The sequence below is a fragment of the Hydrogenophaga sedimenti genome (genome assembly GCF_051857515.1).
GTDB lineage: Bacteria > Pseudomonadota > Gammaproteobacteria > Burkholderiales > Burkholderiaceae_C > Hydrogenophaga.
The window spans coordinates 93,160-107,296 of the sequence record NZ_JBPZHA010000007.1; the positions used below are offsets into that span (position 1 = coordinate 93,160).

At 68.8% G+C, this 14,137-nt stretch carries 5 protein-coding genes; all 5 read left to right on the forward strand.

Annotated features, from left to right (window positions below; translation table 11 throughout):
• Positions 1–62 precede the first annotated feature (62 nt).
• Genes ACS5NL_RS13190 through ACS5NL_RS13210 form a run of 5 tightly spaced genes read left to right on the forward strand, consistent with a single transcriptional unit; the run spans position 63 to position 14,077 of the window.
• On the forward strand, positions 63–6,506 hold the full coding sequence (locus ACS5NL_RS13190; RefSeq protein WP_439354305.1) for a type I polyketide synthase: 6,444 nt from the start codon (positions 63–65) through the stop codon (positions 6,504–6,506).
• Entirely contained in the window at positions 6,503–7,495 is a 993-nt protein-coding gene (locus ACS5NL_RS13195) for a glycosyltransferase family 2 protein (protein WP_439354306.1), read from the forward strand. The genes ACS5NL_RS13190 and ACS5NL_RS13195 overlap by 4 nt, the downstream gene beginning before the upstream one ends.
• Positions 7,496–7,526: 31 nt before the next feature.
• On the forward strand, positions 7,527–12,167 hold the full coding sequence (locus ACS5NL_RS13200) for a MupA/Atu3671 family FMN-dependent luciferase-like monooxygenase (protein WP_439354308.1): 4,641 nt from the start codon (positions 7,527–7,529) through the stop codon (positions 12,165–12,167).
• A gap of 35 nt (positions 12,168–12,202) precedes the next feature.
• Positions 12,203–12,862: a 4'-phosphopantetheinyl transferase family protein gene (locus ACS5NL_RS13205; RefSeq protein ID WP_439354310.1), complete on the forward strand. Its 660-nt coding sequence runs from the start codon at positions 12,203–12,205 to the stop codon at positions 12,860–12,862.
• A 12-nt stretch (positions 12,863–12,874) separates the two neighbouring features.
• A complete protein-coding gene (locus ACS5NL_RS13210) occupies positions 12,875–14,077 on the forward strand; it encodes a glycosyltransferase family 4 protein (protein ID WP_439354312.1) in 1,203 nt (400 codons plus the stop codon).
• Positions 14,078–14,137: the final 60 nt, after the last annotated feature.

The window sequence follows — 14,137 nt, forward strand, 5'->3', positions numbered from 1 at the left end:
GTGGAGCCATAATGATTTAACGGACAGGAGTTTGGACGGGTAACCCAACCGGAGAGATCTGCGTGACCACGCCTTCAGCCGCTTCGAACGACATTGCCATCGTCGGCCTGGCGGCGCATGTACCGGGCGCAACCACTCCCACGGCCTACTGGGCGAACCTGCGTCAGGGGGTCGAGTCGATCCGGCGACTGACCGAGGCAGAGCTTCTGGCCAGCGGAGAAAGCCCGGAACGCATGCGGCACCGCAACTATGTGCCGGCCGCGGCGCCACTGGAAGGCTTCGAACAGTTCGATGCCGAGTTCTTCGGTTTCAGCCCCAAGGAAGCGGCCATCATGGATCCGCAGCACCGCCAGTTCCTGGAGGTGGCCTGGGAGGCACTGGAAAGCGCCGGACACCCACCCGAGAGCTTCGATGGCCGCATTGCGGTCTATGCCGGGTGCGGCATGGGCAGCTACTTCTATTTCAACATCTGCTCCAACCCCGATCTGGTGGCCAGCACGGGGATGTTCCTGCTGCGGCACACCGGCAACGACAAGGATTTCCTGTCCACCCGGGTCAGCCACGTCTTTGATCTCAAGGGTCCGAGCGTCAACATCCAGACGGCCTGCTCGACCTCGCTGGTGGCCACGCACCATGCCTGCCAGTCCCTGTTGCTCGGGGAATGCGACATGGCCCTGGCCGGCGGCGTGACGATCGAACTGCCCCACGCACGCGGCTACCTCTTCCAGGAGGGCGAGATCCTTTCGCCCGACGGGCATTGCCACGCCTTTGACCACCGGGCCCAGGGCACGGTGTTCGGCTCTGGCGCCGGCGTGGTGGTGCTGCGGCGGCTGGAAGACGCGCTCAAGGACGGCGACCATGTCTGGGCCGTGATCAAGGGAACTGCCGTCAACAACGACGGCGCGGCCAAGGCCGGCTATCTGGCGCCGAGTGTGGATGGCCAGGCCAAGGCGATCGCGGAGGCGCAGGCCGTGGCGGGCGTGAGCGCCGAAACCATCGACTACATCGAATGCCACGGCACCGGCACCTTCCTGGGTGACCCGATCGAGGTGGCCGCACTGACGCAGGCGTTCCGCGAGACCACCCCGGACACCGGTTTCTGCCGCATTGGTTCGGTCAAGACCAACATCGGCCACACCGACACCGCCGCGGGCGTGGCCAGCCTGATCAAGGTCGCACTGGCGCTCAAACACCAGGAGATTCCGCCGAGCCTGGGTTACGAGCAGCCCAACCCGTCGATCGACTTCGACACCAGCCCGTTCAGGGTCAACCACACCCTGAGCCCCTGGCTGTCCCACAAAGGGCCGCGCCGTGCCGGCGTCAACTCACTGGGCGTGGGCGGAACGAACGCGCACGCGGTACTCGAAGAAGCCCCGGTGCGGGAAGCCTCCGATCTGTCCGACTGGCCGTTCCAGTTGCTGGTCGTGTCGGGCCGTTCGCGCGCGGCGCTCGACGCCAACGCCAAGGCCCTGGCGGCCCACCTGAGAGCCCACCCCGAACAACCGCTGGCCGACGTGGCCTTCACGCTCAAACAGGGGCGCCGGGCCTTCGAGCACCGGCGCGTGCTGGTGGCCGAAAGCCACGAAGAGGCCGCCACCTTGCTCGAAGGCAGCGACACCCGCCGCGTGTTCACCCACAGCCACCTGGACGACCCCGAGGTGGTGTTCCTGCTCCCGGGTGGCGGCGCGCAATACGCGGGCATGGCGCGCGAGCTCTACGCCACCGAGCCGGTGTTCCAGGACTGGATGGACCGCGGCCTGGACGTGTTGCAGAAGCAGCTGGACTACGACATCCGGGCGCTGTGGTTGCCGGAGCCTGAGCAGCATGCCGCTGCCGTCGACAAACTCCGGCGACCTTCAGTGCAACTGCCGCTGATCATGATCGTGGAGCACGCGCTGGCGCTGCTGTGGATGTCCTGGGGAGTCAAACCCGCCGCCTTGCTGGGGCACAGCATGGGGGAGAACACCGCCGCCTGCCTGGCGGGCGTGATGTCGTTCGAGGACTGCATCGGCCTGGTGCTGCTGCGCGGACAGCTCTTCGACTCCGTGCCACGCGGCGGCATGCTCAGCGTGCCCCTGCCCGCGGACGAGGTGCGCGGCCTGCTGGGCCAGGACCTGGACATGGCCAGCATCAACGCGCCCGAACTGTGCGTGGTGTCGGGGCCGCAGGACGCGCTGGACCGGCTGGAGGCCCGGTTGCGCGAGCGCGAGATCGAACCGCAACGCATCCAGATCGACATCGCCGCGCACTCGCGCATGCTGGAGCCGATCCTGGGCCGTTTCGAGGCCTACCTGCGCAGCATCCGGCTGAGCCCGCCCAAGCTCCCGATCATCTCCAACCGCGACGGGCAGCCACTGAGCGCCGCCGACGCCACCGATCCGATGTACTGGGTGCGGCATCTGCGCAACACGGTGCATTTTGCCGAGGGCCTGGCCACCCTGAAGAAGGAGAGTCACCGGGTGTACCTGGAGGTCGGTCCGGGCAAGGCGCTGGGCTCCCTGGCACAGGCCAACGGCGTTCCCGCCTCCCAGGTGATCAACTCGCTGCGCCACGCCGAACACGCCGTCCCTGACGACGTGTGGTTCCTGGGCACCCTGGGCCGGCTGTGGGCCACCGGGGTCAAGGTGGACTGGGAGCCCATCTGGGGCGAGGCCCGCCGGCACCGCGTGCCCCTGCCCACCTACGCCTTTCAGCGCAAGCCCTACTTCATCGAGCCGGGCACGGCCCGATCCGCACCGGAAGCGGCGCCCCAGCTGGTGCGCACCGACGACATCGGCGCCTGGGGTTACCAGCCGCGCTGGCGCCCCCGCCAGGCCAACATCGAGATCGACGTCACCCAGGACCTGGCCAGCACCGCGCCGCAGACCTGGCTGGTGTTTGCGGACGAAGCCGGCCTCGCCGACAGGCTGGTCGAGCGCTTGCGCGGCGCTTCCCACCGGGTCACGGTGGTGCGCGCGGGCGATCTCTTTGCTCGGCTGAACGAGTTCGAGTACCTGCTGGCCCCGGAGCGCGGCCGCGAGGGTTACGACGAGCTGCTGCGCGATCTCGTGGCCACGGGCCACCCGCCACAGCAGATCGTGCACGCCTGGCTGGTCACGCAGGAGGAGCACTTTCGCCCAGGCAGCAGCTTCTTCCACCGCAACCTGGAGCAAGGCTTTTTCAGCCTGCTGTTCCTGGCGCAGGCCGTGGCCGGTGAAAACCTGCCCAAGCCCCAGCACCTGACGGTGATCAGCTCCGGTGCCGCGCGGGTGCGTGGCGAAGCCCTGCCCTACCCCGAAAAAGCGACGCTCATGGGCCCGGCCCGGGTGGCGCCGCGCGAACTGCCTGGCCTGACCTGCTCGGTGCTCGATGTGGTGCTGCCGGCCGTCGACAAGGGCTGGCGCGCCAGGCCCGACGCGACCGCCTTGAACGCGCTGGCCGACCGCGTGCTGGAAGACCTGTTTGCGGCGCCCGACAACCGGGTGGCCGCCTGGCGGGCCGACAAGCGCTTCGAGCTGGGCTTTGCCCCGCTGGCCTTGGCACCCAATCAGGAACTGTCCGGGCTGTCGCAGGGCTGCGTCTGCCTGATCACCGGCGGCCTGGGTGGCATCGGCCTGACGCTGGCCGAGCGCCTGGCCCGCGACAAACAGGCCCGCCTGGTGCTGCTGGCGCGCCAGGCCTTGCCCGCGCCCGAGTCCTGGGACGCGCGGCTGCGCAGCGGCAATCCGCTGGACCCGGTGGTGCAACGCATCCTGGCGGTGCGTCGCCTCGAAAGCCTGGGTGCCCAGGTGCTGGTGGTCGCCGCCGACGTCTGCAACGTCAAGGACATGCAGGCCGCTGCCGGGCAGGCGCAACAGCGTTTTGGACGCATCGAAGTGGTGATCCACGCCGCCGGGGTGGTGGACGACGGACCGCTGATGACCAAGACCTCGGGCGGTGTCGAAGAGGTGTTCGCGCCCAAGGTGCACGGGGTACAGATCCTTCACGATCTGTTCCCCGATGGCAGCATCGACCGGCTGATCCTGTTCTCTTCGACCAGCACGGTGACCGCGCCGGCGGGTCAGGTCGACTATGTGGCGGCCAACGAGTACCTCAACGCCTACGCGCTCAGCCGCGCAGGGCAGCGCACCAAGGTGCTGGCCATCGACTGGGGCATCTGGAACGAGGTCGGCATGGCCGCGAAAGCCATGGCCAGCCGCCTGGGCGAAGCCGCACCGCCACCCCGCCACCCGGCCGGCAGCCCGCTGCTCGACGAGGCCACCTTCGATGCATCGGGCCACCGGCTGTTCACCGCCTCCTGGCAAACCCAAGACCGCTGGATTCTCGACGGCCACCGCACCCGGGCGGGACAGGCCTTGCTGCCCGGCACCGGGTATCTGGAGCTGGCGGCCGAGGCCTTGCGGGGCAACGGCGAAACCGGCGCTTTCTCGATCCGCGATCTGTATTTCTTCCGCCCGCTGGAGGTCAACGACGGCCAGACCCGCGAGGTGCGCGTGAAGCTGGCGCGCAGCGACGAGGGCTATGCGCTGGAAGTGCGCAGCGACGTGCTGTTTGAGGGACGCAAGGGCTTCCAGCTCAACGCCCAGGCCACGCTGGTACCGGGTGTGCTGCCCGCGGCCCAACGGGTCGACACCGCCGCGCTGCAGACCCGCTGTCTGCTCCGCCGTGCCGAAGATTCCGAAGGACTGCGCTCGCCGCAGGAGGAACACCTTAACTTCGGCCCGCGCTGGCGGGTGCTGCAATCGGTGGCCTATGGCGACGGCGAGGGCATTGCCCGCCTGCAACTGCCGCCGGCCTTCGAAGAAGACCTCGCAGCGGGCTACCTCCTGCACCCGGCGCTGCTGGACCTGGCCACCGGCTGGGCCATGCACCTGATCGATGGCTACAAGGCCGATCACCTCTGGGTGCCGGTGTCGTACCAGGCGGTGCATGTGCACCGCCCCTTGCCGGGCACGGTGTGGAGCTGGGTGCGCAACGCCCAGCCCAACCGCGCCGACGCTCCGTTCGCGGTCTTTGACGTGACGCTGTGCGACGCGCAGGGCGAGGTCTGCGTGGAGGTGCAGGGCTTTTCGATCAAGCGGCTGCAGGAGGGCGGGTTCTCGTCCTCTGTCAGCCGGCTCGATGCGCGCGAACTGGTGTTCGAAGAAACCGGGGGCGCCGGCGCGCACGCCAAGCTCTCGCAGGCGGAGGAGCAGCTGCAATACACCATGTCGCTGGGCATCCTGCCGCACGAAGGCGCCGATGCCTTCGGCCGCGCGCTCGCCACCGGCCTGCCGCAGGTGGTGATCACCTCGATGAACCTGGACGCGCTGGTGCGAAAGGCCGGCGAGGCCGCAGCGACCGACGCCGGCTCCGGACAGAAGTTCCAGCGTCCCGACCTCGACAGCGCCTATGTGGCGCCGGGCAACGATGTGGAGCGCACGCTGGTGGGTTTCTGGGAAGAGCTGCTGGGCGTCGATCAGGTGGGCGTGCAGGACAGCTTCTTTGATCTGGGCGGGCACTCGCTGATCGCGGTGCGCCTGTTCGCGATGATCAAGAAGGCCTACCGGGTCGAGTTCCCGATCTCGGTGCTGTTCGAGGCTCCGACCATCGCGCTGTGTGCGGCGTTGATCCGCGAACGCATCGGCGACAGCGCCTCTGCCGAGGCCGCTCCCGCCGCCGGTGAGGTGGCAGCACCCGCCCGGCGCCGCTTCGTGCACCTGGTGCCCATGCACGATGGCGAAGGTGGTGAACGCACGCCGTTCTTCCTGGTCGCGGGCATGTTCGGCAACGTGCTGAACCTGCGGCACCTGGCCCGCCTGCTGGGGACCGACCGGCCGTTTTACGGCCTGCAGGCGCGTGGCCTGTACGGCGATCAGGCGCCGCACGAGACCTTCGAGGCCGCCGCCGCCGACTACATCGCGGAGATGCGCCAGGTGCAGCCGCACGGCCCCTACCTGCTGGGCGGCTTCTCCGGCGGTGGCATCACGGCTTACGAAATCGCCCGCCAGCTGGAGGCCGCAGGTGAAAAGATCAGCCTGCTGGTGATGCTGGACACGCCGCTGCCCGTGGGACCGCGGCTCAGTCGCCTGGACAAGACCATCATCAAGCTGGCCGAGATGCGCAAGAAGGGTGCCGGCTTCCTGTGGACCTGGGCGCGCGACCGCGTGCGCTGGGAGCTCCACCGGCACCGCCACCGGAATGCGCCGCCGCTCCAGCCCCGCGCGAACCAGCTGAACAACGAAGCGATCCAGGCGGCCTTCCTGGCCGCGCTGCCCCGCTACCAGTTGCATGCCTGGAACGGGCCTGCGGTGTTGTTCCGCCCTCCTCTGGACCGTCACTGGAAGGTCTCCGGCGGGCGCTGGGTGACCGCGGACCGGGAGTATGTCTATGCCGACAACGACTGGACCCGCCACATGCCTGCCCTGCGCGTGCTGGAAGTACCGGGCAACCACGACTCCATGGTGCTGGAGCCGAATGTGCGCGTGATGGCCAGCCTGATGAAGGCCTGCATCGAAGAGGCCGAACGGCCTGGGGCAAACGCATGAACCAGCCCGCGGACGCCCGTGTCCTGACGATCGTGCTCAACTACCGGACGCCCGCGCTGACGCTGCGGGCGGTCGAGACCGCATTGAAGGAAATGGAAGGGCTGGCGGGCGCCATCACCGTGGTCGACAACGATTCGGGCGATGGTTCCTACGAAATTCTGACCCAGGCGGTGCAGGAACGCGGCTGGAGCCGGGTGCGGGTGCTGCAGTCGGGCCGCAACGGCGGCTACGGCGCCGGCAACAACTTCGGCATCCGCCAGGGGCTGCCCGATGGCTCGGCGCCCGACTACATCTACATCCTCAACTCCGACGCCTTTCCGGAGCCCGGCGCCATCCGCCTGCTGGCCGAGTACCTGCAGGCCCATCCCCAGGTGGGCTTTGCGGGCAGCCGCCTGCACGGCGAAGACGGCGTCTATCACCAGACGGCGTTCCGCTTTCCGACCGTGTTCAGCGAGTTCGAAGGCGCTGCGAAGACCGGTCCCATTTCACGCCTGCTGCGCCGCTACATCGTGGCATTGCCCGAACCCGGGGAAGCACAGGTGGTGGACTGGATGGCGGGCGCGAGCCTGATGGTCCGCCACCGCACCTTTGAAGACGCGGGCGGATTCGACGAGCGGTTCTTCCTCTATTTCGAAGAAACCGACCTGTGCCTGCGCGCCCGCCGGGCGGGCTGGCTGTCCGTGTACCTGCCGCAAAGCCGCGTCATGCACATCGGCTCGGTCTCCACCGGCATGAAGAGCTGGAAACGCATCCCGCCGTTCTGGTTCGATTCGCGCCTGTGGTTCTTCACCAAGAACCACGGCGTGGCCTACGCTGGCGCAGCGACACTGGCCCATCTGGCCGGCGCCCTGATCTTCAGGACCCGGCGGCTGTTCCGCAAAGGCAGCACAGACCAGCCTGTGCATTTCCTGCGCGATCTTGTCTCACATGCCTTGCGCTGCGCCTGGCACCGCCGCCTGGTTGGGCGGCCCAGCGCCGCATCGGTCTGAATCACTGTGTTTGGTTATCCCGGAGTCGCCAATGAGCAATTTTTCCTGTGTGGTGATGGGCAACGAATCTCTTCTGATCCAGTGCGCGGAGCGACTGCTGCAGCACGGCGACCGGATCGGCGCGGTGGTCACCCGCAACCCGGACATCCGTTCCTGGGCGGTGGGCCGGGACCTGCGTGTCGAAGCACCCGGTGAAGGGCTCGCCGAGCGCCTCGCCGGCCTGCATTTCGACTGGCTGTTCAGCATCGCCAACCTGTCCGTCATCCCCCAGGCCGTGCTGGCCCAGGCCGCGCGTGGCGCCATCAACTTCCACGACGGCCCCCTGCCCCGCCACGCCGGTCTGAATGCGCCGGTCTGGGCCATCCTGGCCGGCGAGAAGCAGCACGGGGTGACCTGGCACATGATCGAAGGCGGCATCGACGAAGGCGACATCGTCAAACAGCAGCTGTTCGAGATGGCGCCCAACGAGACCGCGCTGACCCTGAACACCCGCTGCTACGAAGCCGCCATGGAGAGCTTCTCGGGGTTGCTGGCGGACCTGCATGGCCCCGGCCTGCAGCGCCAGCCACAGGATCTGGGCCAGCGCAGCTACCACGCGCGCCTGGACCGCCCCGCCGCCGCCGCCCGCATCGACCTGACCCGGCCGGCCGACGAGGTGCTGGCCCTGGTGCGGGCGCTGGACCACGGCAGCTACTGGAACCCGATGACCTGTCCCAAGCTGGTGGTCGGCGACCGGGTTCTGCTGGTGTCGGCCGCAGCCCCGGAAACCGGGCCTGCCTCCGCCGCGCCGGGTGAGGTGCTGGAGGCGACCATGGGTGGGCTGGTGGTGGGCACCGGCTCGGCGCCGGTGCGCCTCACGGGGCTGCGGGACCTGCAGGGGCAGGCCGTGTGTCCGTCGACCCTGGCCCAGCCGGGGGACCGCCTGCCGCTGCCCGGCGCCGACGCCGCAAAGGCACTCACCGAGGCCATGGCGCGCGTGGTGGGCGGTGAAGTGCAATGGCGCCGGTGCCTGCAGGCACCGGAAGGTGTCGATCTGCCGCTGGTGGCCGCGGCCGCCGGCCCGGGCCGCTGGCAGGGAGCATCCTTGACGGCCCAGGCCGGCCTATCGGGCGACCGCCTGCTGGCCGCGGTGGCGGCCTGGGTGGCGCGCGTCAGTGGCAAGGCGGGTTTCGATCTGGCCTACCGGGACGCCGGCGCCCCCGTGGCGCCTGGCTATCTGTCGGCCTGGGTACCGCTGCGCCTCACGGCCGCGGGGGACACCCCGTTTTCGGCTTTTGCAACCCGATGCGCCGAAGCACTGTCGGCGGCGCGGCAGGCCCCGGCCTTTGCCCTGGACCTGGTGGTCCGCGACCCGGCCATCAAGGCGCTCACCGTGCCCCAGGTCGGCCTGGCGACGGGCGGCGAAGCGGCGGGCATCGAGGGCACGGCGATCACGGTCCAGATCACCGCCCCCGGCGCGCTGACCGTGTGGCACGACGAAGCCCGACTGACCACCGGGGCGGCATCGACCCTGGCCCAGCGCCTGCAACGGGTGCTGGACGCCCTGGGCGACCCGGCGGCCGACGAGATGGCCCTCGGCCGCCTGCCCGTCATGAGCCCGGCCGAGCGCGAACAGGTGCTCTACGGCTGGAACGACACCCGTTGCGACTACGAGCGCCAGACCTGCGTGCACCAGTTCTTCGAGCAGCAGGTGCGCCGGACACCGGACGCCACGGCGGTGGTGTTCGAAGGCGAGGCCCTCAGCTACGCGCAGCTCAACCGCCGCGCCAACCAGGTGGCCCACCGACTGGCGGCCATGGGCGTGGTGCCCGGCACCCTGGTCGGCCTGTACACGCCGCGCTCGCTGGACCTGCTGATCGGCGCCCTGGCGATCCAGAAGGCGGGCGGTGGCTACGTGCCGCTGGACCCCGCCTACCCGCCCGACCGCATCGCCCTCTACATCGAAGACAGCGGCGCCCCGGTGATCATCGCCCAGTCCACCCTGGTCGACAGCCTGCCGGTGCACCAGGCCGAGGTGCTGGTGATCGACGACGACCCGGCCATCGCGCATCAGCCCGACACCGATCCGGTCAGTGGCGTCAGTCCGTCCGACATCGCCTACATGATCTACACCTCGGGCTCCACCGGCCGGCCCAAGGGCGTGATGGTCGAGCACCGCAATGTGGCCAACTTCTTCCGCGGCATGGACGACCGCATCCGCCACGATCCTCCCGGCGTGTGGCTGGCCGTCACCAGCCTGTCATTCGACATTTCGGTGCTGGAGCTGTTCTACACGCTGGCCCGCGGCTTCAAGCTCGTGCTCTCCAGCGACGAAAACCGCGCGCTCGTCTCCAGCGGCACGATGCCGATCTCGGCGCAGAAGATGGACTTCAGCCTCTACTACTGGGGCAACGACGACGGCGCCGGCCCGAAGAAATACGAACTGCTGCTGGAGGGCGCCAAGTTCGCCGACCAGCACGGCTTCTGCGCGGTGTGGACACCCGAGCGCCACTTCCATGCCTTCGGCGGCCCCTACCCCAACCCCTCGGTGACGGGTGCCGCCGTGGCGGCGGTCACGAAGAACATCGGCGTGCGCGCCGGCAGTTGCGTGGGGCCCCTGCACCATCCGGCGCGCATCGCCGAAGAATGGGCCGTGATCGACAACCTCACCAACGGGCGCGCAGGCCTCGCCATCGCCTCCGGCTGGCAGCCCGATGATTTCGTGCTGCGTCCGCAGAACACCCCGCCGAACAACAAGAAAGCCATGTTCGAGACCATCGAGCAGCTGCGCCACCTCTGGCGCGGCGAGGCGGTGGCTTTTCCCACGGCAAGTGGCGAGCCCTTCAACGTGGTCACGCAGCCGCGTCCGGTCTCCAAGGAGCTGCCGATCTGGGTCACCACCGCCGGCAACCCCGAGACCTGGAAGGAAGCCGGCGCCATCGGCGCCCACGTGCTGACCCACCTGCTGGGCCAGACCGTCGAAGAGGTCGGCGGCAAGATCAAGATCTACCACCAGGCCCTGCGCGACGCCGGCCACGACCCGGCGAACTTCACCGTCACCCTGATGCTGCACACCTATGTGGCGCGCGACCGCGAGCAGGCGCGCGAGACGGCCCGTGGTCCGATGAAGGACTACCTGCGCAGCGCGGCCGGCCTGATCAAGCAGTACGCCTGGGCCTTCCCGGCCTTCAAGAAGCCGGTGGGCGTGAGCAATCCGTTCGAGCTGGACCTGCGGTCGCTGACCGAGGACGAACTGGAAGGCATCCTGGAGTTCGCCTTCCTGCGCTACTTCGAAGACTCCGGCCTGTTTGGCACCGTGGACGACTGCCTCAAGCGGGTGGAGGAACTCAAGGCCATCGGTGTGGCCGAAGTCGCCTGCCTGATCGACTACGGCATCCCGGTCGAGAAGGTCATGGAAGCCCTGTATCCCCTGGCCGAGGTGCTGCGCCGCTCGAACCAGCCCACGGCCGTGGCCCACGACGATTTCTCGATCGCCGCGCAGATCGTCCGGCACGGCGTCTCCCACCTGCAGTGCACGCCCAGCATGGCGCGCATGATCGCAATGAACGACGAGGCCAAGGCCGCGCTGTCGCAGGTGCAGCACCTCATGATCGGCGGCGAGGCCCTGCCGGGCACGCTGGTGGCGGAGCTGGGCCTGGTCACCAGCGCCTCGATCGAAAACATGTACGGCCCGACCGAAACCACCATCTGGTCGTCCACCGAGACCGCCGGCGCCGGCGAGTCGGTCGTCAACATCGGCCGTCCGATCGCCAACACCCAGATGTATGTGCTCGACGAGCACCAGGAGCCTGTCCCGGTCGGCGTGCCGGGCGAGCTCTACATCGGCGGCGACGGGGTCACGCGCGGCTACTGGCAGCGCGCCGACCTGACCGCCGAGCGCTTTCCGGCCGACCCGTTCGTCCGCCCGGCCTGTGTGGCGCCCGGTGGCGCGCGCATGTACCGGACCGGCGATCTGGCGCGCTGGCGCCCGGACGGCCGGATCGACTTCCTCGGCCGCGCCGACTTCCAGGTCAAGATCCGTGGCTACCGCATCGAGCTGGGCGAGATCGAGGCCGTGCTCGAATCGGTCGACGGTGTCCGCCAGGCTGTGGTCGTGGCCCGCGAAGACCAGCCGGGTGACGTGCGCCTGGTGGCCTACCTGCGTGCCGATGCGGGCGTGTCGACCGAGCAGCTGCGCGAGTGGGCCGCCACGCGCCTGCCCGAACACATGGTGCCGGCGCACTTCGTGACGGTCGACGAGTTCCCGCTCACACCCAACCGCAAGGTCGACCGGAAGGCCCTGCCGGCACCGACACAGACCACGCAGCGCGAACGCACCGAGGTGTTCGTGGCACCCGAGAACGAGGTCGAGCAGAAGATCGCCGCCATCTGGTCCCGCGTGCTGGGCGTGCCGCAGATTGGCGCGAAGGACAATTTCTTTGCGCTGGGCGGCCATTCGCTGCTGGCGGTGCAGGCCCACCGCGAGATCCGGCAGACGCTCAACACCACCCGCCTGAGCATCACCGACATCTTCCGCTTCCCGACCCTGTCCGCGCTGGCCGCCCACCTGGACGACAAGCCACGCGACACGGCGGAGTCTGCCGCCGAATCCACCGAACGCGCCCAGGTGCGTGCCGATGCCATGGCGCGGCGGCGGGCGATGCGCACCACAAGACCGGGGAGCACCCTTTGAGCACCGGTTCCCCGCCCCTCCCGATGCATCAGCGCATGGAGAGCACCCTGCAAGCCCTGCTGGGACACCATGCCGCGGCGGTCTGCTGCAGCACGGCGGACGGTGACCCGGCGATGCTCACCCCCGAAGAATATGCGGCGGTCTCCGGTGCCATCGCGCACCGCCAGAAGGAGTTCGCGGCGGGGCGATCGGCCGCCCGCCATGCGATGCGCCGACTGGGACGGCCTGGTGTTACCCTGCCTGCCGATCCGGACCGCAGTCCGCGCTGGCCCCCGGATCTCGTGGGCTCCATCTCCCACAGCAAAACCACCTGCATCGCCATCGTGGCGCTGCGCGAACACCGCCAGTCGGTGGGGGTCGATGTGGAGCCCGACCGCGACCTGCCCCGGGACCTGTGGGACCTGATCTGCCGCCCCGATGAGCTGCAGCGTCTGGCCGACCTGCCCGAGGCCGAGCGCGCCCGCTGGGTGACCCGCGTCTTCTGCGCCAAGGAGGCCTACTACAAGTGGGTGTATCCACAGATCCGTGCCCTGCTGGATTTCCAGGACGTGGCGATTGAAATGGCGCCCACCCTGGACGACACCCGCTTTGTGGCTCGCCCGTTCCGGCAGGATGCCCGGGAGAGCACGCCCCCCGGCCTGGCGGGAACGATCACCACCACCCAGGACATGGTGGTCAGCCTGGTGATTCACTGACCCCCCGGCACCATGAAACGACCTCTCGTGGTGGCCCCCAGCCTGACCGCCGGCATCGGACGGCCGGACCAGCTCCGGCTGACCGGCAAGTTCGTCTCCGGCATGCAGGCGCATGTGGACCACTGGGAGGGTCCGGTGACCCTGCTGATCGAACCCGACGAACACGAGCACTCGGTCAATCTCGATGACGTCTGGGTCCGGGTGGACGCGCTGCCTTTCCAGGTGGTGCTCACGCGTTTCGACTCGGAACAGGCGAAACAAACCATGAGGGAAGCGGCCATCGTGATGGGTGGCCCCGACCACCGCATGAACCACGCGGCGGCCACCTGCGCGCAGGCCGGTGTGCCGTTCGTGCTGGTCACCGAATACTCCCTGAAGACCCGGCTGCAGATCGTGGATGCCGACCACCCGGTGTTCTGGCGGCGCTGGCGCCGGCACCACTGGACCGCCGGACAGGAGAAGGCCATCGTGGCAACGGTGCGGCAGGCGGCGGGCCTGCAGTGCAACGGCACGCCGACCTACGAGGCCTACCGCGAACTCAATGCGAACACCCTGCTGTATTTCGACAGCCGCGTGTCCCGGCAGATGATCCCGGCCGAGCCAGGGCTGGCGGACCGTGCGCTCCCGTTCGGCCCGCAGCGCCCGATCCGCCTGGCGTTCAGCGGGCGCCTGACGGCCATGAAGGGGGCCGACCACCTGGTCAAGGTCGCGCAGGCACTGTGGGAACTCGGTGTGCCTTTCCGCATGGACATCTATGGCGACGGGCCGCTTGCGCCGGCCATGGCGCAGGACATCCAGCAACATGGGCTTGGCAACGAGGTCGTGCTGGGCGGCGTGCTCGACTTTGAATCGGCGCTGATGCCCCGCATCCGGGACGAGATCGACCTGTTCGTCTGCTGCCACCGGCAGGGCGATCCGTCATGCACCTACCTCGAGACGCTGGGCTGTGGCGTGCCCATCGTGGGATACGACAACGAAGCCTTTGCGGGCCTGCTGCGGCACTGTGATGGCGGGCGTTCCGTGCCGATGGACGACTGGAAGGCGCTGGCGGCCGAAATTGCCCGGCTCGCCGGAGACCGCGCACAGCTGCTCACCCTGGCCCGGGCCGGACTGGCATTTGCCAGGCGCCACGCCTGCGAAGCGGAGTTTCTGGCCAGAATGAACCATTTGAAGTCCCTGCATGAGCGGTACGCAAGGGCATTGTCGAAACCATGATGCGCCAGGAAGTTCCTTCTCATTGCCATTGACCGGTCGCCAGCAACCAGCCCAGGAGTC